This is a genomic window from Dyella sp. OK584 (genome assembly GCF_057787755.1).
The window spans coordinates 3,713,446-3,738,678 of record NZ_CM173542.1 but is presented as its reverse complement, the minus strand read 5'-3'; the positions used below and the strand labels follow the sequence as shown (position 1 = coordinate 3,738,678).

The window sequence follows — 25,233 nt, the reverse complement described above, 5'->3', positions numbered from 1 at the left end:
CACCCGCTTAATCACTTTCCCCGCGCCACCGCCGTCGGCCCGTTGCCGCCGACCGTCTTTTCCGCAGTGGCCCGGCGTGCCAGGTTGCGGGCATAGAGCATGGTTGTCAGCAAGGTAATGACGAATGCCCACACCACCTGACGCGAGTCCGATCCGATCACGGCCCAGGTCGAATAGATGACGGTAATGACGCCGAAGGTGATGTAGATGCCGCCGTGCGAGCCCCACTTGCCGCGGGCGAGCACGAATAGCGAACCCGCGGTATACAGGTAAGCCACCAGCGTGAAGATCACCGATATGGAAGAGATCACGCCGAACTGCTTGCTTGCACTTGGCGATATGGTGAAAAGCATGATGACGGTCATGGCGATCGCCACGACGATCAGGCCCTTGGCGGGTGTGCCTGCTGCGTTGATCTCGGCGAACAGGGGAGGGAAGAGCCCGTCGTCCGCAGCGGCCTTTGCCGTCTGGCCAACCACCAGTGTCCAGCCGCCAAGTGAGCCCAGACACCCCGCTGCCGCGCACAGCGATACCAGCGCAGCACCCCAGTTGCCAAGCACCGGTTTGACGGCGTCGGCGAACGGGGAGTCGGACTTCACGAGATCGGCATTGGGGATGATCCCCATGATGGCCGTGCACGAGGCGACATAGAGCACGGCGGCGATCAGCACGCCACCCACCGTGGCTATCGGAATATTCTTCTTGGGGTTTTCAACGACAGCCGCCGCCACCGATGCGGTCTCCACGCCAATGAATGACCACAGCGTGACGTTCAGCGTGCCCTGGACGGCCCCGATCGAATCCTTCCCGCTGACGTTCCAGGCCTCCATGTACGTATGGCCGCTGAACTTGAGCCACCCGAACACGGCAACGCCAAGTATCGGCACCATCGCCATGATGATCGCGATCGACTGCACGCGCGTCGTCAGTGCCGGGCCAAGAATGTTGATGAACGTAAACAGCCACATCACCGCGATACCGGTGACTGCGGCGGCCAACGGGTTTTTGAGGAACGGAAAAAAGAAAGTGAGATAACCGACGCCGACCACCACCATGGCCACATTGCCGACCCATGAGCCCAGCCAGTACAGGACATTCACCTCGTAGCCCGAGAAGTCGCCGAAGCTGAGTCTGGCGAAGGCATACGAACCGCCCGCACTGTTGTCGACTACCCCGGTGAGCTTGGAGTAGGTCATGGCCAGCGCAACGGCGCCGATGATGGTGACCAACCATCCCCAGATCGCAATGCCACCGGTTGCAGCGAGGTTCGCCGGCAGCATGAACACGCCCGAACCCATGATGTTGCCGGCGACCATCAGCGTAGCGGTGACAACGCCTATCTTCTTGGGTCCCGTCATGGCGATGTCCCGTGCAGGTGTCGTACGTGATCAGGCCTTCTTGCCACCCTTGCCGTGTTTGGCTGGTGCGGTTTTCTCGACAATCACACGCACCCACATGTCACCGTTGGCATCGGCGTGTACGTTCTGAACTTCACGACCGAAGCCCGGGAATTGCTTGCCGTACGCCTCCACCGATTTGAGGAATTGCACGATCGATCCGCCCTTGGTGGCAACGCGCTCGCCCGGCATCAGCACGGGAATGCCCGGTGGATACGGCACGATCATCAGTGCGGCTACCCGGCCCGGCAAATCGCCAATTCGGATTTCCTCGGTCTCGTTGTGGATCAGCTTCTGATACGCCTCCGACGGAGACAGAACCTGTTCGGAAAGCTCTTCACCGGCTTTGTTGGCCATCGCCTGCAGATCAAGGTCGGTCATCACCTTGTGCATCTCGTCGCATAGCTCCGGAAGCGTCATGTCGCGATAGCGATCCGGGTAGCTACTGACAAGATCGGGCAGTGCTTCTTCAAGGCTGGCCTTGCGGTCGTACAGGCGCTTGAAGGCCAGGAGGGTTTCAAGCAGGGTGCCCCATTTCCCCTGCGTCGTACCCACCGAGAACAGAACAAGCACGGTGTAGTCGCCCGTGCGTGCAATCGCCTGCCTGCGCGCGTCGAGGAACTTGGTGAGTATGGCGCCCGGTACACCGCGCTTAGCCAACTTGCCATGCGCATCGGTTCCCGGACACACAATGGTGACCTTGGTGGGATCCAGCATGCAGAAATCATCTTCCACCACGTCATCCGGAAGCCCGTGCCAACTCTCGCCCACGCGCAGCGTCCAGCACTTCGGATCGTTTGCCAGCGCGTCCGCCGGGGCCTCGGACAGCTCTACGTTCTTGCCACCGACCTTGACCATGTCGGGCTGGAATAGTGTGAAGAACCACTCTCCCTCTTTGACAAGGCGCTTGGCTACCGATGCCACGGCCTGCCGAAATTCGACGGCATAGCGGACGGTCTCGCGCAAAAGGGCGCTACCCGTCGGCTCGTCCATCATCGCCGAGGCAACGTCGAGCGACGCAATCAGTGGATAGAAGGGGGACGTGGTCCCATGCATCATGAAGGCTTCCTTGAGCGGCGACCACGCCATCTCGCCACGCTTGCTGTTGCTTACGTGGATGTAGGACGCCATGGAAAAAGCCGGAAGCATCTTGTGTGTCGACTGCACCGCAAACACCGTAGGACGGTTCTTCATGTCGCGAGGCACGCCCATGGCGTAGCGATGCTTGTAGATCGGGTGAAACTTGCCGTATGCGTACCACGCCTCGTCGAAATGAACGCGCGGGACACTGGCCGAAAGAAGTTCGGTCACCTTGTCAACGTTGTAGAGCATGCCGTCATAGGTCGGGTTGGTGACCACGGCATAGACGGGCTCCTGGGATTTGGCACCGGCCGACAAGGGCGACTTCGCAATCAGGCTCTTGATATGTTCCTTGGTGAATCGCTTGGGTGGAATCAGGCCGATCATGCCCAGGCCATTACGGCTTGGCTGAAAGTACACGGGCCGGGCCTCGGTCAGTGTCATGGCGTGATTAAGCGACTTGTGACAATTGCGATCGGCGATGACCATCTCGTTCGCGCCGAGGGCAGCCTGCGCAACAATTCGATTGGACGCGGATGACCCTGCAAGCACATACAACGTCCAGTCGGCGCCGAAGATGCGCGCGGCCATCCGCTGCGAATCCGCCGGTGGTCCTTCGATATCCAGCCAGGAGCCGAGCTCGGCATTGGAGATGCCGATATCGGCACGCATGAGGTTCTCGCCGAAAAAGCGATGGAACTCAGCGCCTGCAGGATGTTTCAGGTACGCCGCGCCGCCCATGTGGCCTGGTGCGTCCCACTGATACGTGCCTTCCTCCGTCAGCTTCTTCAGGGCCTTGAAGTAGGGCGGAAGCAGGTCGCGGTGATAGTCGTCAATGGCAAACTGCAAACGGCGCGCAAAGAATTCCGGCGTTTCGCCCACCAGGTTGATGTACTCGCGAATCTCGCGGATAACACTGAGCGGAATATTTCGAACTCCCGTGCTGCGGCTGAGCAGGAAGATAGGAATTCGTAGCGATTTCTCTCTCACTGCGTGGATGATCGAGAGCACGACGCTTTCGCTCATGGCCGCCGTCTCGCCAAGATCCCAGTCGACCGCAACGCACGAGTAGGTTGCCGAGCCTCGCGCAATGGCAAGCCCGTCCTCGCAATTCAATGCCCGCACCACCTCAATGCCGCGAGCCTGGATGGCCTGACCGATGCGCTCTAGCACAAGTCGAAAGGCTGACCCTTCGTCCGGCGGGTCGCTCGTGATGTAAAGCACCCAGGGGTTGTTCATTGACATGGTGTCTACCCTCCAACCTCGAATGATCCGCCGTGACGCGTGGTTAGGTTGTGATGGCAAATCACGGACCAAGTTGTGCCGATCGCTTGCGTGGCTAGCAGCGTTGGCTTCGACACATGACGGCTCCGCTACAACGCGCGGAAACCGTCATGCTCAGGCTTTTCAAGTCAGGTGCCGAATGGTCAGGCTCATGTCCAAGCTTCATCCATTCAGCGAAGGTCATGATCCCAACTTGCATCAGGACAATTTCAAGCACTGCACGTAATACTCGCCACCTTCCGATTCGACACCGTGCGTGTCATGGGCGAAACCGGGGAAGCGCTTGTCCCACCCTTGCAGGGATTTCAGGTAACCGATGTGTTGCCCGTTTGCGGGCCCAGCCGATTCGCCGGGCATCATCATCGGGATGCCGGGTGGGTACGGCACAATGCTGGTGGCAAGTACGCGATTGGCGAGATCGGGCAGCGCGACGCGCTCCACTTGTCCGCGCACCAGCAACTGATATGCATCGGCGGGAGACATGCGGATTTCCGGAAGATTTGAGTAGGCTTTCTGCAGATGAACCGTCTGGCCGCTCTTTTTCAGCTCAGCGAACATCTCTTCGCCGAGGCCGCGCAGGCCGAGCTTGTCATAACGGCCTGGGTGACTGGCGATTAGCGAAGGCATGATCCGTGAGAGCGGAACATCAAGGTCGTAGTCGCGCTTGAAGTCAAGCAACGCGGTGATCAACGTGCTCCACTTTGCCTTGGTGATACCTATCGAGAACAGGAACAGCACGGCGAAGTCGGTGGTCTTTTCCACTTCGATTCCGCGTGCGTCGAGGTAAGCCGTGAGCAGCGAAGCGGGAAAGCCGATTTTCCCCAGCGAGCCATTGTCCTCGACACCAGGCGTCAGCACCGACACCTTGATCGGGTCGAGCATGCAATAGCCATCTTCGAGTTTGTCGAAGCCGTGCCATGTATCACCCGGGTGCAGTACCCAGCAGTCCGAGTTCGTGGCAAGGAGTTCCTGCGATGCGTCTTCGAAGGCTATGCGCTTGCCGCTCTTCGGATCCTTGACGCTTTCAGGATTCCAGGTGCGGAAGAACCATTCCTTCTTCTTGCCGAAGTCGCGGCGAAGCCGACCCACCAGCTGGCGAAAGCTCACCGCCTCATCGATGCTCTCGCGAGTCAATGCATTGCCGCTGATGCCGTCCATCATGGAGGCGGCGACTTCATTGGAGGCGATGATGGGATAAAACGGTGAAGTGGACCCGTGCATCATGAACGATTCGTTGAATCGCTCGTGTGGCACGGTGTTGCGGCCGTCACGCATATGAATGTATGACGCCTGCGAAAACGCGGCCAGCAGCTTGTGGGTCGAATGGGTGGTGAAAACGGTGGGACCCTTGGGGTCGTGGTCTGACGGATCTCCGTGCATGGCCAGGCGCCCCGCGTACAGCGGATTGAAGCGTCCGTACCCATACCAGGCCTCGTCGAAATGGACGCGATCCATCCAGCTGCCGACTTCTTCCAGCACGCGCTTCACGTTGTAGCAGAGGCCGTCATAGGTGGAGTTGGTCACCACCATGAAGACTGGCTTTTTGTCTTTCAGGCCCTTGGCCAGTGGGTTCGCAGCAATCTCCTTGCGTACCGTCGCCTGATCAAAGCGCTCGGGATAAATGGGTCCAATCAGACCGTAGCGGTTGCGTGACGGTACGAGGTACTGCGGTATGCCGCCCGTCATGGTGAGGCCGTGCTCGATCGACTTGTGGCAATTTCGGTCACACAGCACCACTTGGTCGCGTCCCACGCAGGCCATGAAGATGATGCGGTTCGACGTGGATGAGCCGTTGGTAACGGTATAGCTGCGATGTGAACCAAAAATGCGCGCGATGTATTTCTCGCTGTCGCCGATGGGTCCGTTATGGTCAAGCAGCGAACCAAGCTCGCCGACGCTGATGGAGAGGTCGGTGCGAAACACATGCTCGCCATAGAAATCGTAGAACGCGCGACCCGTCGGGTGCTTGAGGAAAGCCGTGCCGCCGGTGTGGCCCGGCGTGTGCCATGAATATTCGTGTACCTGGTTGAACGTATAGAGCGCGGTGGTCAGCGGGCCAAACAGATTCTTGAAATAGACTTGCATGGCCGCATGCACGCGCCCGGCGACAAAAGTGGCGCTGTCCTCCAGCAGCCAGACCAGCTCGTCGATAGCCTGAACAAGCTCTACATTGAGGGTCTTGGCCTTGTCACGCTCTGTCAGCAAAAAAATCGGCACGTCCGTATTGCGCGCACGAATGGTGTTTATCAAGCTGATAGCAGGAGCGTTGTCTTGAGACTTGCCGCTGTCGTCCGGCAGTGACCAGTCGATCATCATCGCGTGGATGGCCGCGTCCGAGACGATGGACGCGCGAGCGTCCTCAGGTGCCGAGGCAGTTACTGTTTCGATGTTTCGGTCGGCAAATTCCTCCACGAGGGTCCGGCATGCACGGCCGCCTGCGCTATCGGTGGTGCCTGCTTTCGAATGGACCAGGAGTACGCGAAATTTCTGGCGCTGGTTGCGACGTTCAAGCATGGCAGCAAACCTCAGGTTGGGATTTCACTGACAGCTGCGATGCCCGTCCAGGATGAAGACGATCCTTGTCGGTAACTGGCTCGTTACGTTCTTTGGATGACATTCCTTGAACGGCATGGTTGCTGTGTCGAAGTCTTTCGAAGCGGTAGGGTGGTGGATTGATCGCGATGAACACCGGTATCAGCGCGAGTCCTGCCATGTCATGGATTCAGGTCGTAGCGAAGCGTCGTCTGTATACGCTGGCCCTGGCCGCGCGCATCGGTAAGATCAATGTTCTGGCCCCATAGATATTCAACGCCGAGCATGGCCCGCTCGCTGAACTGCCACGCCAGATTGATCGACGCGAACTTGGTGCTCTTGGGCAATGTGTCATCGATCAGCAGATTGGAGCCTGGGCTGATGCGAAGGTAACCATAGGACATGCTCGAGCTGAGGTTGCCCGTCCAACCATGTGTGTAGCCGGCGCCCCAGCCTCGTGCCCGGATGGCCTTGAGTTCGCCCTGGGTATTTAGTGCGGCATCCAGTCCCAGGCCCGAAATATCCTGCAGGAAATTGGCATAACCGCGCCCGTTGCTCCACCAACCCTGCACACTGTCACGCTCGAACAGCTTGGTAGTGCCCGTGAGTTGCGTGGCATATCCGTTGGTGCCTCGGGTGCCTGCTGTTGCGTTCTCCACCCGGAGATCACGCCAGAGATTGGCCCACTGGATGTGCCAGCTGGGTGCTTCCCAGCGCAACCCGAAGACAAAGTCAGGCCGCCGCGAGTAGGTGTTGAAACCATTGAACACGGCTAATGGGGCTATATCTGCGTTGGGCTTTTCAATCGATAGCGGAAGTGTGAGCAAGGAATCGCCATGCTTGTAGAGAATTGGCGAGAAGCGGATTTGTGGGCCGTACTTGAACGTGAACGAATTGGGGCCCTCATAGTCCAGCGTGTTGGGGAACACGTCGATATCGGTAAAGGCGGAGATGTTGTAGCCAGCCAGAAGGGTGTAATGCTCGTTATCCAGCTCGCCATAGAAATACTGAAGGTTGTACGGCATATCGCCGCTGCTGCTGCCGAAGAAGTTGTTCTTGTAGACCACCTTCAACAGGCCGTAGTCGGTGTCGCGGCGGAAGTCCATGCGAAAAATGCTCTGCTTGGCACTCATGTTCGAGCGCCAGCCGGTATCGTAGAAAGGTGACCCTCGCACCGGAATGGACGACGGCACGAACAGATCCTTCGACCCCATGTAGGTGTTGTCGACCATGGCATCGACCTGCGCAACGAGGTCGATCTTCAAGAGGTTTCCCGTATTACCGAGACGGACATAACCTTCAGGCAGTGGTTCGGTGACACCGGCCGGTGCCGACGGGGGGCGATACTGCGCGGCCTTGGCTTCTTCAAGGGCCGAGGTCGGCGTCACTACCGCTGGCTTCGCCGGTTCGCTTGGCGCCGCAGCGGCAACTGGTGCCTTCGGGGATGATTCCTTCGCTTCGAGTTCATCCAGGCGTTTTTGCATTTTTTGCATGACCTGCTGCTGCGCCTGCATCTGTTGGCGCATTTGCGAGATCTCTGACTTGAGTTCGGAGGATGAATCTGTCGACTGGGCAAACGCCGTCGATGCGGGCACGCTTGCCAGAAGAACGAAGGCCATCGATGCGAAGGAAAGATGCGGGGCGGTGCTCGGCCTATCGAGGATGCGCATTCGCTTGTGCATTGCTAAATCCTCACGGAGGCGCACGGCTCAAGGGAGTGCGCCTGGATTTGGAATGAGTCATTCCGGGAGTGCAACCCTCCGGAACCAGTCACGCGTGGCCGCGTTTGGTGCGCCAAAGAATTGCCCATAAATGGTGTTGATCTTTCCGGACCGATACAGCTGACTGAGTGTCGTGTCGACGAGCAGGCGGAAGTCCTCGTCATTGCGGTTCAGTACAAAGGAAAGCGACTCCTGGTCGAAGATTCGATCAAGCACGACCACGTCGCTTCCTGCGGGAGCGCTCTGGACGAGGCCCAGCAGCACGGTCCGATCACTGAAGAATGCATCGGATTTGCCATCGACCACCTGGCGAAGCCCGGTTTCCAGATCGGGCACCGAGGACACGGCAGCCTTCACCTTCAGTTCGTCGCGGCGCTCGGTCACCAGGCGCTCGGCGGTGGAGCCGCCGATCACGGCAAAATTTCGCTGCTCCAGTATCTGCAGCCTCGGCGAGCCACGCCATATCGGGCGTTCAGCGGCGTCGCGGCCTTCGAGGAGATCGCGAAAAGCAGCGGGGGCATCCTTGCGAATCAAGACGGCTATACCGCTATTGACGACGGGAATGGAGAAGCTCACTTCCGCCCGGCGGGCCAGGGTGGGCTCGGACGGACCACAAACCAGGTCGATATGTCCTTCTTCCACCCCACTGAAGCGCTCATGGGCATCGACCGCAACAAATTCCGTAGCCAGGTTGGACAACCCTAGCTTTGACTGCACGGTTGTCGCGATTTCCCGGCATAGCGCAATCGCGTAGCCATCCACCTTGCCGGATTCGTCCTTGTAGCTGAGCGGCCGGGCGTTCGCGTAGTACCCCAACGTCATCTTTCCGGATGCGCGGATTCTGTCCAGTGTGCTCGACGCTGCTGGCGTCTGGGCGCAGAGAAGCGCCGGAGCCAAGGCCATGGTGGCCATGAGTAGCAACGTCACGCTGAATTTGTGGCCAGTCAAGAAACGTGCGATCTGCATGTGCTTCTCCTTAAGTCCCGCCCGCCGGTCAGTACGTCAGGAAGTCCGCGCCGGTCCAACCGCTACGGGGGACAGAAAGCGCGGCGCCAGGAAGCCATAGATCACAAACGTGAGCGCCATCGCGATGGTGCCGCCAAGAACCGCCTCCATGCCCGATGCGTAGATGGCATAGGTGCTGTAGAGCATCGCAACCACGGCAACGAAGGTGTTGATTCGGTAGGTGTGCTCATTGACGCCAGCCTTCTGCATCATGACCATCAACGCGGACAACGAAATGATGTACGGAACCACGTTGGTCACCACCGCGAGACTGACCAGCACGGAGAATTGCTTGCTAAGGCTGGGCGACGCGGTCGACAGTGCCATCGCGCTCTGCACGACGGCCATGATGATCATGCCGATCACCGGCGCGGTCAGGCGATTTGTCTTGGCGAAGAACTGCGGAAACAGCTTGTCTTCGGCGGCGGTCTTTGCCGTTTGGGCAATGGTGAACTGCCAGCCGAGCAGCGAGCCGAGACAGGCGAGAATGGCCAGTGCGCGGATGATTGCCCCGATGGTCGGGTTGAACATCTGGGAGTAGGCGAGGGCGAAGGGAGCGGTGGACTCGGCCAGCTCTTTGTTTGGCACGATGCCCTGGATGACGGTGGTCGACAAAACGTAGATCACTGCGGCGCCGAGCGTTCCAAGCATGCATGCAAGGGGCACGTCGCGCTTGGGATTTTCCACCGCATCCGAGTTCTGCGCTGCCGATTCCATTCCAAGGAAGGCCCATAACGTGAGAGCGATGCTCGAGCCCATGCCTTTGACGAGGCTAAGCCCCTGAGGATTCCACGCTTCCGAAAAAGTTGAGCTCTTGAACCAGAACCAGCCAACGATGGACAAACCGGCCACTGGAATGATCACGCCCCATACCGTGATCGCGCCGATGCGCCCGGTGATTCGTGGGCCGCCGAAATTGGCGATAGTAGTGAACCACAATAGCCCGATGACACTGAGGCAGGTGGCAATCGGCGTCGCCGACATGCCAGGGAAGAAGACAGCGAGGTAACCCACCGCGGAAATGGCGATGGCGACGTTGCCGATCGCCAGAGAGAGAAAGTACAGGAAGAATGTGAGGAAGTAGCCACCTTTTCCATAGGCGTCTTCAGCGTAGGCAGCCATGCCACCGGCACGTTGGTTGAACAAGCCTGCTTGCGCGAATCCGTATGCGATGGCCATGGAGCCAATTGCAGTGACGGCCCAGGAGAGCAAGGAGATGGCGCCGACCTGCGCCATGTTCGCGGGCAGCATGATGATGCCCGAACCCATCATGTTGACAGCGACCAGAACGGTCAGCTGCATCATGGTCATTTTCTTGGTGCCGGCCATCGCGCCCTCTCCTGCATCCATAGATACTCAGGAGTTACGTATTCGGCACAGCGGCAAGCCGCTAGCCGGTCCGTTCCCGTGCACGTGCAATAGCAATCGAATTTGTTCCCCAACTTTTCGGATTATCTGCACGCTCTTATCAAGAGCACGTGAATTCGTAAGTTTGATTGCGTATGGAAAAAAGGTTTCATGTGGGACGCGGGAATAACGGCTATTCAACTCATTCAATGAATGACGATCGTTCGCCAGGTACAGAAAAAATACTCTTCGGCGTCTAAGTAAATTTACTCGTTGTCGCCATCGAAAATTCGCCGTGATGCATTTAAGAATGAGGGAATGCAAAGGAGTGTTGGCAATGGAAGGCGGCTCCGGACGGCCAATTCGAACGGTGATCCATTGGGTTCAGAGACGAGAGCACCATGTTCGCGAATTACGAAAAAGTACTGCCCCAAGTCCTATTGCAGGGTCACTGAGCGAGGCGTAGCTTGATAGCTAAGTCGTGATAAACACGAGTCCTTAAGTCCGATCCCCAAGGGGAGCTAGCGCACGTGCGGGGTCACGTTCGCGGTTCCCGACAGCGGAGGTCCACGTGATACGTAGACTGCAGGTCTGCTTCGGCGTTGCTTTGATTGCATCGCTGTGCGGATGCTCGGGCGACAAGTCATCGCCAGCTTCCGCGGCGCCCGTTGAGGTGGGCGTCATCACGGTGTCGCTTCGCGACGTTCCAGCGATCTTCGATTTCGTAGGTCAGACAGAAAGTTCGCAGCAGGTCGAGATACGCGCTCGCGTCAACGGCTTTCTCGATCAGCGTGTCTATAAAGAGGGCACCATGGTCCATGCGGGCGACGTGATGTTCCGCATGGATCGTAAGCCGTTTGAAGCGGCACTGGAAGCGTCCCAGGCTGAGTTCAATCAACAGCGTGCAAGGCTCGATACCGCACAGGCAAACCTCAATCGGGTCCGCCCATTGACCGCAAAGAACGCGCTGAGTCAGAAGGACCTTGACGACGCGCAAGGTCAGCAACAGGCCGCTGCCGCCGGGGTGGAACAAGCGCGCGCCAATGTCATTAGCGCCCAGCTCAATTTGGGTTACACCACCATCGTTTCGCCGGTGACGGGACTGTCCAGCTTCGCCAAAAAGCAGGATGGTTCGTACATCGATCCCGCCAACAGCCTTCTCACCTACGTCGCCAAACTCGATCCGATGTGGGTCAATTTCACTCTTTCCGAAAATGAAGTTCTGCAGCTTCGCGCGCAGACGGCCTCCGGGGCACTGAAGATGCCGCCGCGCGGCATGCTCGACGTGCAGGTGGTGTTGGCCGATGGAAGCACGTACCCGATCCATGGGCGGATTGCCTTTGCGGACGCGTCGTTCAATACGGAGACGGGTACCTATCTGGTCAGGGCCGTCTTTGCCAACTCGGATGGAGTGCTTCGTCCCGGGCAATTCGTACGTGTCAAGTTGAGGGGCGCTTCGCGGACAAAGGCCATCGCGGTTCCCCAGCAAGCCGTGCAGCAGGGAGATCGCGGTGCGTTCGTATGGACGGTCGACAAGGACGGGAAAGCCCAGCAACGGGTGGTGGAAACCGGCGAGTGGAGTGACGCTGACTGGATCATTCGCTCGGGGCTTCATGCTGGTGAAAGCGTCGTGGTGGAAAACATCATCCGGGTAACTCCCGGTGCGACGCTGAAGACCCATCCAGTATCCCTGCCTTCGCCAGCCTCCTCGGCGTCGGCTACGAGCGCTGCTTCGACGACGTCCGCGCCGCAACCGTCTCAGCAGAAGGCCGCGAATGCGCCTGAGCCGACACACGTCGCAGGAAATGCGAGCGTGCTGTTTGATGTTGGCAGCGACCAGATTTCGCAAGAGGCCGCTGCAAAACTGGCGCCCGTGGTTGCGCAGTGGCACGGTGAGACCGACGCAAGCGCTGTCATCACAGGTTATGCCGATGCATCGGGATCGCACGATACCAACGTGAAGTTGGCAGAGGCCCGTGCCAAAGCCGTGCGCGCCACATTGATCGTGGCGGGTATGCCGGAAGACAAGATCAAGCTTCAACCGCCGAAGGACGTTGTTGCGGGGAAGGCCGATGATGCGCGCCGCGTGGACATCACCTTCGTGCCCGCAGGCCAAAATGCCTCGGGAGAGGCCAAATGAGCTTCTCCCATTTCTTCATTGACCGGCCGATCTTTTCATCGGTGCTCTCGATCATCATTGTCGTCGCCGGTGGAGTGGCGATGGTCAGCCTGCCCATCGCCCAGTTTCCGGATGTTGCGCCGCCTACCATTACGGTGACCACCTCTTACCCCGGCGCCAGCTCGGACGTCGTGGCCCAGAATGTTGCCGCGCCCCTGGAACAACAGGTCAATGGCGCGGACAACATGCTCTACATGGACTCGTCGAGCTCCTCGACGGGTAACCTGACCCTGACCACCTACTTCAACATCGGCACTGACCCTTCGCTGGCCCAGGTCGATGTTCAGAACCGCGTCAACCTGGCGTTGCCAACGCTGCCCAGCGCGGTCACGGCTCAGGGCGTGTCCGTCCAGAAGCGTTCGTCCGCCTTCATGATGGTGATCGCCGTCTATGCGCCCAACAATGATTTTGACCCCGCGTATGTCGCCAACTACGCCAACGTGTATGTACTCGATGCGATCAAGCGCATACCGGGTGCGAACCAGGCCTCGATCTTCGGATCGGCCGACTACGCGATGCGCATCTGGTTGAAGCCGGATCGCATGGCCAAGCTTGGCATCACGGTGGGTGATGTGCAGCAAGCCATCGCTCAACAGAACCAGCAATTTTCCGCTGGCCGAATCGGGCAGGCACCGACGAATGGGCCCGTCTTGCAGACATTTCCGATCGCCACCAAAGGGCGAATGACAGAAGCCCCTGACTTTGAAAACATCATCCTTCGTGGTGGTACCGGCGACGCGGCGGCCCTGGTTCGCCTGAAGGACGTCGCCAGTGCCGAGCTCGGCTCCAAGGAATACACCTTGCGAGGGCGCTACAACGGCAAGACGGCCACGCTACTGGCTGTGTATCAGCAATCAGGTGCCAATGCGCTCGATGTCTCCAAGCAAGTGCGTGCCACGCTTGCCGAGATGAAGAAGACTTTTCCACCGGGTCTCGACTATGACATCGCGCTCGACACCACGGAATTCGTGCACGAGTCGATCGTCGAAGTGGTCAGGACGCTGTTCGAGGCAGTGATCCTTGTCATTTTGATTGTCTATCTGTTCCTGCAGAGCTTTCCCGCTACGGTGGTGCCCATTCTCGCCGTGCCGGTATCCATCATCGGCACGTTCATCGGTATGACCGCGTTCGGATTTTCCATCAACATGCTGACGCTGTTTGGCATGGTGCTGGCGATCGGCATCGTGGTGGACGATGCGATCGTGGTTATCGAGAACGTCGAACGAAACATGGCGGAGTTCAAGCTGTCGCCCAAGGACGCGGCGAAAAAAGCGATGGACGAAGTCAGCGGCCCGGTGGTGGCCATCGTGCTCGTCCTGATGGCGGTGTTCATTCCGGTGGCGTTCCTGTCCGGTATCACGGGGCAGCTCTACAAGCAGTTTGCGGTGACTATCGCCGTATCGGTGGCACTGTCGGGTGTGGTCGCGTTGACGCTCTCTCCCGCGCTGGCCGCCATCATCCTCAAGCCAGGCGAGCACAAGAAGAACCGCTTCTTCCGCTGGTTCAATGAAAAGTTTGAACAATTGACAGTCGGCTATGGCCGCGCCGTGCAGATGGCGATCAAGCGGGTCGTACTTTCGCTGTTGCTGATCGGCGGAATGATCGTAATCACCGGTGGTTTGTTCAAATCGATTCCATCCGCGTTCCTGCCGGTGGAGGATCAGGGCTATCTCTTCGCTGCGGTGATCCTGCCGGACGCGGCGAGCCTTGATCGGACCGGAGACCTTTCCAAGCGTGCGGAAGAATGGTTTGCGAAGCAGCCCGCGGTGAAGGCGGTTGCAGCTCCCATCGGTTTCAGTCTGATCGACTCACAGTACAAGGCAAATGCCGGCACCATTTTTGTGTCTTTGAAGGGCTTCAAGGAACGTGGAGAAAATGGCACGGCGCCGGACCTCATTCGCGATGCCCGCAAAACGTTCGCTGGCTTCAATGAGGGGATCGTGGTGCCGGTCAATCCGCCGTCCATTCCGGGCCTGGGCACGACCGGCGGTTTCGAGTTTTGGCTGCAGAGCACAGGCAATGCGAACTACCAGGAGCTCGAGGCGAAGGTGCGCGCCTTCATTGCCAAGGCAAGGGAGCGACCCGAGTTGCGCGGTGTCAACTCCACCATCAACGCCCACTCTCGCCAGCTGTTGGTGGATGTGGATCGCGAGCGCACCGAATCACAAGGTGTCGCGGTGCAGGACGTGTATTCCGCCCTGCAAGCCATGTTCGGCTCGCTATACATAAGTCAGTTTCCCAAGAGCAGCCGCCTGTTCCAGGTGATCATGCAGGCGGAGCCGCAATATCGCATGCGGCCGGAGGATCTCCAGCAGCTCTACGTGAGAAACAAGAGTGGCGACATGGTGCCGATCAAGTCGATGACGACCAGTCGATACGTTCCTGGTGCCGATATCGTCACCCGCTTCAACAATTTCCCCGCCGCCAAGATCACAGGCGATGCCGCACCCGGCTATAGCTCCGGCCAGGCCATCACGGCCATGGAGGAAACCGCTCAGGAAGTACTTGGCAGCGGCTTCAACTATCAGTGGAGCGGCCAGGCTTATGAAGAGAAGAAAGCCGGGTCGACCGCGGCTGCGGTCTTTGGCTTCGCGCTGCTCATGGTGTTTCTCATCCTTGCTGCACAGTACGAGAAGTGGTCACTGCCACTTGGTGTGTTGCTGGCCGTTCCCTTTGCGCTGTTTGGCGCATTGATCGGCATTCTTCTGCGCGGCATGGAGAACGACGTTTACTTCCAGATCGGCCTCACCGTGCTGATTGGTCTGGCGGCCAAGAACGCCATCCTGATCTTCGAGTTCGCCGTCGAGGTGGGTGAGAAGCACGGCATGAATCCGTACGATGCGGCCTTGTACGCGGCCAAGCTGCGCCTGCGTCCGATCATCATGACCTCGTTGGCGTTCATTCTTGGTTGCGTCCCTTTGGCCATCGCAAGTGGCGCCTCCGCCGCGAGTCGACGTTCGCTCGGTACGGGCATCATCTTCGGCATGCTCGGTTGCACGGTCATCGCGCTGCTCTTCATCCCCATGTTCTTCTGGGGACTGGAGACGATGTCAACGCGGAAGAAGCGCGCCAAGGCCGCTTCGCCTGACGAAGTGCCGCCCAAGCCGGCGGGTGACCCACCGTCGATCAGTCAGGAGGGATGACATGCGACGCGCATGGGCGTGGGTGTCATGTGTGGCTTGCGGTGTAACCCTGGCTGGTTGCGCTGTGGGGCCCGATTATCACCGGCCTGAGATCGATGTACCTGCGTCCTATCGGTTTACCGATGCTCAGGCGCTTTCGGTGACAACAGGCGACTGGTGGTCGCAGTTCAATGATCCTGTGCTCGACTCGTTGATCCAGAGGGCGATTGCCCAGAACAAGGATCTGGCCAGCGCGGCGGCTCGCGTGGATGAGTTCTACGGCCGCCTCATGACGACCCGTTCTGCGTTGTATCCCCAGCTTGGTGCCGGCGTTTCCGGTGGCCGCCAACGTGTCCCGGCTACGCCGCTGACACCGTCGTACGAATCCAACCAGGTGCAGGCGAGCCTGATGGCTTCGTGGGAAATCGACCTGTTCGGGCGTTTGCGTCGGCTGCGTGAGTCGGCACGCGCAGATTTGCTCGGCACGCAATACGCCAGAGATGCGACGCTCATCTCGTTGGAATCCAGTGTCGCGTCGGCATATATCAGCTTGCGCGATCTCGATCAGCGTTTGCTGATTGCCCAGTCCACCGTCGATATCCGCGCCGCAGCGCTCAAGCTCTTCCAGGACCGGTTCCAGGGCGGGGTGGTGTCGCAAGTGCAAGTCAGTCAGGCGGAGTCGGAGTACGCCGTGGCATTGGCATCGGCATCAGCGTTCGAGCAGCAGATTGCGCAACAGGAAAATACCTTGTCACTGCTCTTGGGCGAGAACCCCGGCCCGATCCCGCGAGGCAAGCCGATCGACCAGATAGCTGTTCCCCAGATTCCCACGGGCTTGCCATCCACGCTGCTGGACCAGCGACCCGACATACGGGCGGCTGAGCAGGCGCTGGTTTCGGCCAATGCCCAGATCGGGGCGGCGCGCGCGCAGTATTTCCCTACCATCAGCCTGACAGGCTTGTTCGGTTCGGCCAGTACGGCGCTGTCTTCGCTTTGGTCGGGGCCCGCCAAGATGTGGTCGTACGCTGGCGCGGCAACCATGCCGATTTTTACCGCCGGTGCCATCGCGGGCACAGTCAAGGAAGCGGAGGCGCGTCAGCAGGAAGCGCTCTTTTCCTATCAGGCGACGATACAGAACGCATTTGCCGATGTGGATGACGCCCTCGTGGGCGAACAGCGTACGAAGGACCAACTGGTAGCCACGAATGACCAGGTGAACGCGCTGCATCAATATGCATCGTTGTCGCGTGATCTCTACGAAGGCGGCTATACCAGCTATCTGGAAGTGCTCGATGCCGAGCGCAGCCTGTTCAATGCGCAATTGACGCAATCGAGCCTTCAGGCACAACGTCTGATCCAGGTCGTGAATCTCTACAAGGCTCTTGGTTATGGCTGGCCGACAGAGAATTCGCCGGTGGCATCCACGGCCACGCCAGGCAACGGCCCGCAGCCCAATACGCACCCCTCGGCGCACTAGGCATAAGCGTCATTGCCTCGACAGGATAAGCCCGGTGTTGGCGCTTTAGAAACGCACCTTTGCCAGTAACTGGAAGCCCCGGAACTTGAAGTCGGCCTCGCCCTGAAAGTTTGACTTGCTGACGGTGGCGTTGATCTTGTTGAAGTCGTACTGAGCCACCACGCCGAAATTCTGCCAGGGAAAGAATTCGACGCCGAGGCGGGCGTTGTAGAGGGTTGCGTCGACATCTCCGATATTCGCCTTGAATGCGCCAGCGTCGGCGACAAAGCGCGCCCAGTCGGCCATCTGGTAACGGTAGGACACCCCTATCGATGGGTCAGGGAGCGCGCTGGAGGCACTGCGGCTCGTCGTGCCCGTCGCACTGGCTGTGCCGCCGGGGGTTGCCAGCGTTCCCGTGCCCGTGAGCTTCAGGTCGAAATGATAGAACTGCAGACCACCTGAGATGCCAAAAGCCGCTCTATCTCCGATCCAGGCCCAGTAGCGGTAATTGATGGCGGCTGCGTGGAGAGTGAATTCCGAGCGAAGGTGAAGGCCCGCTTCGAGCGTGCGATCGTTGAACTCAATGGTGCGGTTGAGCGTGCGCGAATTATCGTTGGAATCGTAGTAGTAGGTGAATTCGAATTCATGACGCTCCCAGGGGCGCCAGGTCAAATCGATGTACGGAAGGCTGCGCGTACCGCCCTGACCAAGGTCGCGCGAGAAGTCGAGGGCCGAGCCTGAATTTCGCACGTTGCCGTCGGCCCGTATCGTGGCCGTCGTGTTGTTGCTGAATAATCCGAGGCTGCCCGAAATATAGTCGAGCATGGGGTGATCGTCGGCGTACGATGGCGATGCGATAGCCATCCCCAAAGCGAAAACAAACAGCTCACTACGACCTGCGCATCGCATAAATCCTCCGATTAAATCGGGCGATCAACGCTCAAGGCGATTCCTATGGCTAGGAGTCGATCCGTAAAGACATCATCCGGGACGGCCTCGATCGAACAATCGACCGGGATCCGCGACTGATATCCGGTAGCTAGCTGTTTCCCCTGCAATGACGCAGCGCTCATGTTCATGCTAGCACTCGCTTTTGTCATGGCGAGGTGAATATCCCATGCCGTTAATCGGGCGTATTCCGCGGGCAACTAAATCGCCGCGATGTCGCCACGAATAACGCCGGCCAGCCATCGAGTCGCCAGTGAAATACACTTTGACCCGGCCATGAAATCGCTCTTTGGCGAGTAAGACTCAGCTGGATACGGGCTCTGGGACTGCCTTATGGTTGCACCGCGCCGGTACCCCTGAGTGGTGTCGACAAGCATGACCATCTACCTGATCCAGCTTTCAGGCGACAGCGAACTTCTGGAGTTGCTGATGAGCAAGCTTAATGTCACGCACATGACGCTAGGTCCCGCCAGGCCATTCGCCGCGAGCCATGGCCGCCAGGACGCTGCAGCTTTCACAGGCTGGGGGAGTTCACCATGAGAGAAACCCTGCAATCCCTCACGAGAGGACTCTTCGACGACGGCGGGCTGAGGGTCATCTTTGATCATGCCCGCAACGTCATCGTAGCTACGCTTTTCGTTGCGACGGGTCTGGAGGCGGTCAAGCGATCTGATTCGCTCACCATCCTTGGGACACTCGATGTTGCGCAGGCGGGTTATGTCGTAGCGGCGGTGGGAGGAGTGCTTGTTGCACTCAATTTCATCGATGGCTTGCGTCGGCTGTCGCAAAACAGGCGTCACAGGGCCTGGCAGATTGCGCTTGTGGTGCTTTATCTATTCTTTTCGATTCGAGCGGTGCAGTTAATTATCGTCATGAGAAGCCAGCAGTGCTGAGTCAGCCCATGCGTCCTGATAAAAGTTAAGGGCGATGCGCCTTAAATCGGTCGATAAAACGCTATTCAGGAGTCTCCCGATCGAACGGATGGAGTCTGTGGTTCGAATGGGGCCGGTTTAATGGCTGGGCCCTGGGGCGATGGAAGGATATGCACCCGCTACGCCGAGTTGCTGCAGGCAGGGGATGCGGTCCGAATCCGTCCTGACAAGGGCAACAACTATGCCCACCATCAAGGTCTCTGCCATCCAACGGGGCATCTGGTGGTCAGCACGAGGGCCAGAGCAGTCTTGGCTCACCGATGTACTGTTATCACGCTGTTATCAGATGCGACCCAATAAAAAAGCCACCTGGTCAGGTGGCTTTTTTCTGCCTATTACTAGGCCTTATTTTGGTCGGGGTGACAGGATTCGAACCTGCGACTTCTACGTCCCGAACGTAGCGCTCTACCAGGCTGAGCTACACCCCGTGGGAGCCGCGTATCTTAATGTCCCTTCGCGAACTTGGCAACAGGGTGCTCGCGAATTTTTAGCGAGGCCATTCGCCGAGGTGGTGCGTGGCCTTGCGGCACGGGGTTGGGGTGGCCTTCTGCTAACCTATACGGCTCCGTCCAGCGGCACCGCCGCGGGGTGGTGAATCGACGTTTTCACACCGCTAAAGCAGAGGATTTCATGGCGCTTACCCCGGCCCGCACCATGCCCGGCGTGCTCGAGCTGCTGCCGCTCGACCAAATCGCGTTCCAGCGCATGCTCGACGTGATCCGCCGCAACTATGAGCGCTTTGGCTTCCTGCCGATCGAAACGCCGGTCATCGAATTCTCCGACGTGCTGCTGACCAAGACCGGCGGCGAGACCGAGCGCCAGGTGTATTTCGTGCAGTCCACCGGCGCACTGAGTGCGGAGAAGGGCGACGGCGTGCCGGAGTTGGCGCTGCGCTTCGATCTCACCGTGCCGCTGGCCCGCTACGTGGCCGAGCACGAACACGATCTGTCGTTCCCGTTCCGCCGCTACCAGATGCAGCGCGTGTATCGCGGCGAGCGCGCCCAGCGCGGCCGATTCCGCGAGTTCTATCAGTGCGACATCGACGTGATCGGCAAGGACAGCCTGTCGGTGCGTTATGACGCCGAAGTGCCAGCGGTGATCTATAGCGTGTTCCGCGAGCTGAACATCGGTGCGTTCACCATCCAGCTCAACAATCGCAAGCTGATGCGCGGCTTCTTCGAGAGCCTGGGCATCACCGATAGCGAGCAGCAGACGCTGGTGCTGCGCGAAGTGGACAAGCTGGACAAGCGCGGCGCCGATTATGTGCGCGACATGCTCACCGGCGAGCAGTTCGGCTTGAGCGCGGAGACGGCACAGAAGATCCTCGACTTCGTGCAGGTGCGTTCTACCTCGCTGCAGGACGCGTTCGACAAGCTCGATGCGCTTGGCCCCGGCCCGGAGGCGATGGAGCAGGGTCGCGCGGAACTCAAGGAAGTGCTGGGCATGATTCGCGATTTCGGCGTGCCCGAATCGCACTATGCGTTGAACCTTTCCATTGCTCGCGGCCTGGATTACTACACGGGCACCGTCTACGAGACCGCGCTCAACGACCATCCGCAGATCGGTTCGATCTGTTCGGGCGGCCGCTACGAGAACCTGGCCAATCAGTACACCAAGTCCAGGCTGCCAGGCGTAGGCATTTCCATCGGCCTGACGCGTCTGTATTGGCAGCTGCGCGAGGCAGGGCTGGTTGGCGGCGGTCAGAGTACGGTGGATGTGCTGGTGACGCAGATGGATGAAGCGCAATTGCCGGCCTATCTCGCGCTGGCCGGCGAACTGCGCAGCGCCGGCATTGCCACCGAAGTGGTGTTGGAAGGCGGCAAGCTCGGCAAGCAATTCAAGTACGCCGATCGCGCGGGCATCCGCTTCGTGATCGTGCTGGGCGAGAACGAGCTGGCCAAAGGCGTGGTCACCGTGAAGGACCTGCGTCGCGAGGACCAGTTCGAAGTGTCGCGCTCGGAACTGATCAAGACGCTACGCGTCGAGCTGGCGCAGGCCGAAATTGGCACCTGAGCGCGGTATCTGACGAACCGTCGCCGCGCTTCCCCCGCGCAGCGGCAGCGACATAAAACTCAAACGAAAGCCCGTCCGGGCTCGGAGCAAGCATGACGGCAAAGACGATACTCCTGGACGGCAACAGCCTGACCCGCGAGCAACTGGTGGCTGTGGCCCGTCAAGGGCTGCGGGTGGAGCTGGACGAATCGCAACTCAAGCGCGTGCAGCGCGCGGCGGATTTCCTCGCCGACAAGGTGAGCTGCGGCGAGCCGACCTACGGTGTCACCACCGGCTTTGGCAGCAATGCCGACAAGCTGCTGGGCGCGCATCGACTGCGCGACGAGCTGCCCGGTGGCCATCCCGACAAGCCGGAAGGCACGCTGCTGGAAGAGCTGCAGCACAACCTCATTACCACCCATGCGGTATGCGTGGGCAAGCCGTTCGCGCCTGATGTCGTGCGCGCCATGCTGGTGATTCGCATCAACACGCTGATGCGCGGTCATTCGGGCATCCGCGTCGAGACGCTCAAGGCGCTTACGGCGATGCTCAATGCCGGCATTGTGCCCGTGGTGCCCGAGAAAGGTTCGGTGGGCGCCAGCGGCGACCTCGCGCCGCTGTCGCATCTGGCCATCGTGCTGCTGGGCGGTGGCGAAGCGTTTTATCAGGGCGAGCGCGTGGCCGGTGCCGAAGCGCTCAAGCGCGCTGGCCTTTCGTCCATCCGGCTGTCCTTCAAGGAAGGCCTGGCACTGAACAACGGCACGGCGCAGATGCTCGCCACGGCGGCGTTGGCGCTGGACGAGCTGGAACACCTGCTGGATCTGGCCGACCTCGCTGCCGCGATGACGCTTGACGCCTTCGCCGGTCGCAGTGGCGCGTTGCGCCCGGAAGTGCACGCCTTGCGTCCGCACCCCGGCCAGGTGGAAACCGCAGCGCACGTGCGCGAATTGCTGGCCGGCAGCACGCTGGTCGACATTCCCTATCACCTGGTGCCCCGTTTCAAGCAATGGACGGCCGAAGCGTGGTCCGATCCGTCCGATCAGGCGCTCACCTTCGATATCGGCTGGGACTGGGTGCCCGCCAACCAGCGCCACGGCCGCGAGGCGTTCTACGCGCGCTTCCTGCCGTTCAAGGGCGGCAAGAAGCACCAGCCGCAGGATGCCTACTGTCTGCGCTGCATGCCGCAGGTGCATGGCGCGGTGCGTGACGCGTGGGCGCAGGCCTGCCGCGTGATCGACATCGAACTGAATGCGGTCACCGACAATCCGCTGATTTTCCCGGATGCCGAGAACGCCGAATTCATCGAAGACCAGGTGATCTCCGCTGGCCACTTCCACGGCATGCCGTTAGCGCTGGCGATGAGTTACGTGAAGGCGGCGATTCCGGTGCTCGCTTCCATTGCGGAGCGTCGCCTCAACAAGCTGGTCGATCCAGCCACCAACGATGGCCTGCCGGCCTTCCTCACCGGCAACGAGGACGGTACCGATTCCGGCTTCATGATCGTCCAGTACACGGCTGCCGCGCTGGTGAACGACTTGGCGACGCGTGCCCATCCGGCGAGCGTGTATTCGGTGCCGACCAGTGCGAACGCGGAAGACCACGTATCGATGGGCGCCAACGAGGCGCGTCATGTACTCGAGATGATGGAAGATCTTGGCTACGTGATTGCGCTGGAGCTATACACCGCCGCGCAGGCGCTGGATTTCCGCCAGGCCATGCTCAACGCCGCCTGCCGCCTTGCCGCGCGCGGCGACTGGCAGACACTGGCCGGCAAGGTGTCCAACGCGCCGCGCGAAGGCCACCCGAACTACGCGCAGTTCGCCAACGAAGTGCAGCAGCTCACCACCGCACTTGCCAACGTGGGTGACTTCCACGCAGGCGCTGCCGTACGCAAGGCGCACGATGCGTTGCGTCAGCATATCGGTTTCATGGCACGCGATCGTGCGATGGACGGCGACGTGCGCAAGGTGTGCGAGTTGGTGCGCGATCGGGTTTTTGCGCAGGGGTAAGGTTCTGGGGCCTGCTGTGCATGAAGTGAAAAAGCCTGCCGAAAGGCGGGCTTTTCCTTTATGCGGTGCATGTGTGCGGGAGTGCGTCCAGTGCGCGACCGCGGTCTCCACAAGGGGTGGTTACTCCGGCTCCTGGGCGCGCTTGAGTTGCCAGGTGACCCAGCTCAGCCACGCTAGGATCAGCGCGATCAGCAGCTTCTGCATGATGCCGGGAGGCGCTTGCTTCCATAGCGCCAGCAACCACATCTGCACGAAGGCCAGCCATGCCAGCAACCAGCCGGCGAGGGCGCTGCGCCGCATGCGCGAATCATGTCGCCAGCACCACGACAACCGCAGCATGCCGATTAGCAGACACAGGAAGGTGGTTTGCGCAGCCATGCCATGCGCGAATTTCGCAAGCTCGGCAGACGGTCCAGACACATCGAGCACGGTCACGGCCACCACCGGTAGCGCCACCGCGGCGACCACAAACAGCGCGCTTGCCAATCCGCTGCGCAGGCGGACATTCGTGATGCGATAGCTCGACCAGGCCAGTCCAGCCAGTGCTGCGGCCATCAGATAGTACGCGCCGCGTAACCACGCACCACCGGGTCCCTGGAGATAGGCGCTGAGCGGCATGGCGATCGGATCCAAGTCCGTCCTGAGCCATTGCAGGAGGCCGCCAGTGAGCGCGAAGTCGGCAAAGGCAAGGGCCAGCAGGCCGATCGCCAGCGACATCGGCAAGTTGTGACGCGTGGCTGGCATGACAGGCTTTACTCAGTGGCCGTTGCGGGTGCGCGGTGATGATCGCGCAGGGGAAGTTCTGGCATCAGCAGCATGACCGGAAAGGCGCAGATACGCCAAAGGGTCGAGTGGCAACCCCGCGGTCTAGAGCCGATGGATTAACCGTTCCTTGGGAGGGGCGCTGCCCATGGCTTGCTGCGTCGCGTCACGTTGCGTATGATGCGATCCATTGTATTAATGCGTTAGTACATTATGAAGCGTAGATCGATCGATCCCGAGACCCCCGCCGAGTCCGCCGAGCTCAGTCTTTGCGAGGCTTTGCTGTCGCTGAAGAACGCCGAGGAAATGTCGGCCTTCCTGCATGACCTGTGCACGCCAGCCGAGCTGGAGGTGCTGGTGGACCGCTGGCGCGTGGTGCCTTTTCTGCTCGACGGCATCTCCTATCGCGAGATCCATGAGCGGACCGCAGTGAGCATCACCACCATCGGGCGTGTGGCGCGTTTTCTCAACCAGGGCAGCGGCGGGTACCTCGCTGCCGCCGCCCGTGCCGCTCGTCGCCGGGCGGCCAGCAAGAAGGCCAAGGCATGAAACCGCGCGACCGACTTCGTATCGCGATGCAAAAATCCGGCCGGCTCACCGAGCCCGCTCTTGAACTGCTCAACCGTTGCGGGCTCACCTTTCGCCAGAGCCGCGACAAACTGTTTTGCTTCGGTGAGGGCGAACCGGTCGACCTGCTACTGGTGCGCGACGACGACATTCCGGGGCTGATCTCGCAGGGCGTGTGTGACTTGGGCATCGTGGGTCGCAACGTGCTCAGCGAATACCAGCTCACTGCAGGCCGCGACGGCCCCGCGCTGGCCGAATGGCGATCGCTGGGTTTCGGGCGCTGCCGGCTGTCCATCGCGGTGCCGCAGGAGCTCGATTACCGAGACGCCTTGCAGCTGCAGGGCCAGCGCATCGCCACGTCGTATCCGGGCTTGCTCGGCGAATGGTTGCGCACGCACGGCGTGGAAGCGGGCGTGGTGACACTGGCCGGCTCGGTGGAGATCGCGCCGCGCCTGGGCACCGCCGATGCCATCTGCGATCTGGTGCAGAGCGGCGGCACGCTGGTGGCCAACCAGTTGCGAGAGGCTGAGGTTCTGTTGGAGAGCGAGGCCGTGCTTGCGGGGCCGCGGGCGCTGCCCACGGACGAGCGCGGCGACATGATCGACCTGCTGCTCAAGCGCCTCGATGGCGTGATCCAGGTGCGCGAGTCGCGCCTGCTGCTGCTGCAGACCTCGCGTAGTGCGCTGGATGCGGTCATCCGCTTGTTGCCAGGAGGCCCGCAGCCGACCCTGCTGCCCGTGGCTGGCCAGCCCGATCAGCTGATGTTGCAGGCGTTGTGCGCAGGCGAAGTGAGCTGGCGACAGCTGGAAGAGATCAAGAAGGCCGGAGCGCGCGAGATGTTTGTGCTGCCGGTCGAGAAGATGCTTGCGTGATGCAGGCAGGACGAAAAGGTAGAACCGC

General features: G+C 60.1%; 17 protein-coding genes and 1 tRNA gene. 9 read left to right on the top strand and 9 right to left on the bottom strand.

The features are described from left to right. Positions 1-11: 11 nt before the first annotated feature. From adiC to potE, 6 genes are all read right to left on the bottom strand, one after another. A complete protein-coding gene (gene adiC / locus AC3CBN_RS16875) occupies positions 12-1,358 on the bottom strand; it encodes an arginine/agmatine antiporter (RefSeq protein ID WP_488634146.1) in 1,347 nt (448 codons plus the stop codon). A 30-nt stretch (positions 1,359-1,388) separates the two neighbouring features. After that, positions 1,389-3,722, bottom strand: coding sequence for an Orn/Lys/Arg family decarboxylase (locus AC3CBN_RS16870; protein ID WP_488634145.1), 2,334 nt, complete (start codon positions 3,720-3,722; stop codon positions 1,389-1,391). A 237-nt stretch (positions 3,723-3,959) separates the two neighbouring features. Further along, entirely contained in the window at positions 3,960-6,275 is a 2,316-nt protein-coding gene (locus tag AC3CBN_RS16865) for an Orn/Lys/Arg family decarboxylase (RefSeq protein ID WP_488634144.1), read from the bottom strand. Between the two features lie 200 nt (positions 6,276-6,475). Continuing rightward, positions 6,476-7,975: a DcaP family trimeric outer membrane transporter gene (locus AC3CBN_RS16860; protein ID WP_488634143.1), complete on the bottom strand. Its 1,500-nt coding sequence runs from the start codon at positions 7,973-7,975 to the stop codon at positions 6,476-6,478. Between the two features lie 57 nt (positions 7,976-8,032). Beyond that, complete coding sequence (locus AC3CBN_RS16855) at positions 8,033-8,980, bottom strand: amino acid ABC transporter substrate-binding protein (protein ID WP_488634142.1); 948 nt, start codon at positions 8,978-8,980, stop codon at positions 8,033-8,035. A 36-nt stretch (positions 8,981-9,016) separates the two neighbouring features. Further along, entirely contained in the window at positions 9,017-10,348 is a 1,332-nt protein-coding gene (potE, locus tag AC3CBN_RS16850; protein ID WP_488634141.1) for a putrescine-ornithine antiporter, read from the bottom strand. A 625-nt stretch (positions 10,349-10,973) separates the two neighbouring features. Between potE and AC3CBN_RS16845 the strand changes: the two genes are divergently transcribed. The 3 genes from AC3CBN_RS16845 to AC3CBN_RS16835 are packed head-to-tail and all read left to right on the top strand — an operon-like array spanning position 10,974 to position 17,144. Next, the gene (locus tag AC3CBN_RS16845) at positions 10,974-12,506 is read left to right on the top strand and encodes an efflux RND transporter periplasmic adaptor subunit (RefSeq protein WP_488634140.1); all 1,533 of its coding nucleotides are present in this window, start codon (positions 10,974-10,976) and stop codon (positions 12,504-12,506) included. Then, entirely contained in the window at positions 12,503-15,688 is a 3,186-nt protein-coding gene (locus AC3CBN_RS16840) for an efflux RND transporter permease subunit (protein WP_488634139.1), read from the top strand. Before AC3CBN_RS16845 ends, AC3CBN_RS16840 begins: the two co-directional genes overlap by 4 nt. Position 15,689: 1 nt before the next feature. Then, positions 15,690-17,144, top strand: a complete 1,455-nt coding sequence (locus tag AC3CBN_RS16835) for an efflux transporter outer membrane subunit (RefSeq protein WP_488634138.1) — start codon at positions 15,690-15,692, stop codon at positions 17,142-17,144. A gap of 45 nt (positions 17,145-17,189) precedes the next feature. Here the strand turns inward: AC3CBN_RS16835 and AC3CBN_RS16830 are convergent, their stop codons facing one another. Then, complete coding sequence (locus tag AC3CBN_RS16830; protein WP_488634137.1) at positions 17,190-17,948, bottom strand: hypothetical protein; 759 nt, start codon at positions 17,946-17,948, stop codon at positions 17,190-17,192. A 498-nt stretch (positions 17,949-18,446) separates the two neighbouring features. Between AC3CBN_RS16830 and AC3CBN_RS16825 the strand changes: the two genes are divergently transcribed. Together AC3CBN_RS16825 and AC3CBN_RS16820 are read left to right on the top strand one after the other, a co-directional pair. Next, positions 18,447-18,611 carry a hypothetical protein gene (locus tag AC3CBN_RS16825; protein ID WP_488634136.1) on the top strand — a complete coding sequence of 55 codons (165 nt, stop codon included), beginning with the start codon at positions 18,447-18,449 and terminating at the stop codon, positions 18,609-18,611. After that, positions 18,608-18,964 (top strand): hypothetical protein, encoded by a 357-nt coding sequence (locus AC3CBN_RS16820; RefSeq protein ID WP_488634135.1) that lies wholly within the window; start codon positions 18,608-18,610, stop codon positions 18,962-18,964. The genes AC3CBN_RS16825 and AC3CBN_RS16820 overlap by 4 nt, the downstream gene beginning before the upstream one ends. 390 nt (positions 18,965-19,354) lie before the next feature. Here the strand turns inward: AC3CBN_RS16820 and AC3CBN_RS16815 are convergent. Continuing rightward, positions 19,355-19,431: transfer RNA gene (locus AC3CBN_RS16815), tRNA-Pro, on the bottom strand. Between the two features lie 202 nt (positions 19,432-19,633). On the opposite strand from AC3CBN_RS16815, the gene hisS reads away from it, so the two are divergent. Both hisS and AC3CBN_RS16805 read left to right on the top strand, forming a co-directional pair. After that, positions 19,634-21,016, top strand: coding sequence for a histidine--tRNA ligase (gene hisS, locus AC3CBN_RS16810; protein WP_488634134.1), 1,383 nt, complete (start codon positions 19,634-19,636; stop codon positions 21,014-21,016). A gap of 92 nt (positions 21,017-21,108) precedes the next feature. Then, a complete protein-coding gene (locus tag AC3CBN_RS16805) occupies positions 21,109-23,004 on the top strand; it encodes an HAL/PAL/TAL family ammonia-lyase (protein ID WP_488634133.1) in 1,896 nt (631 codons plus the stop codon). 120 nt (positions 23,005-23,124) lie between these two features. Here AC3CBN_RS16805 and AC3CBN_RS16800 read toward each other — a convergent pair whose 3' ends face one another. Continuing rightward, positions 23,125-23,748, bottom strand: a complete 624-nt coding sequence (locus AC3CBN_RS16800; protein ID WP_488634132.1) for a DUF998 domain-containing protein — start codon at positions 23,746-23,748, stop codon at positions 23,125-23,127. A gap of 231 nt (positions 23,749-23,979) precedes the next feature. Here AC3CBN_RS16800 and AC3CBN_RS16795 point away from each other — a divergent pair, with 231 nt between their 5' ends. Both AC3CBN_RS16795 and hisG read left to right on the top strand, forming a co-directional pair. Next, positions 23,980-24,315: a YerC/YecD family TrpR-related protein gene (locus AC3CBN_RS16795; protein ID WP_488634131.1), complete on the top strand. Its 336-nt coding sequence runs from the start codon at positions 23,980-23,982 to the stop codon at positions 24,313-24,315. Beyond that, entirely contained in the window at positions 24,312-25,205 is an 894-nt protein-coding gene (gene hisG, locus AC3CBN_RS16790) for an ATP phosphoribosyltransferase (protein ID WP_488634130.1), read from the top strand. Before AC3CBN_RS16795 ends, hisG begins: the two co-directional genes overlap by 4 nt. The last annotated feature ends 28 nt before the right edge of the window (positions 25,206-25,233 follow it).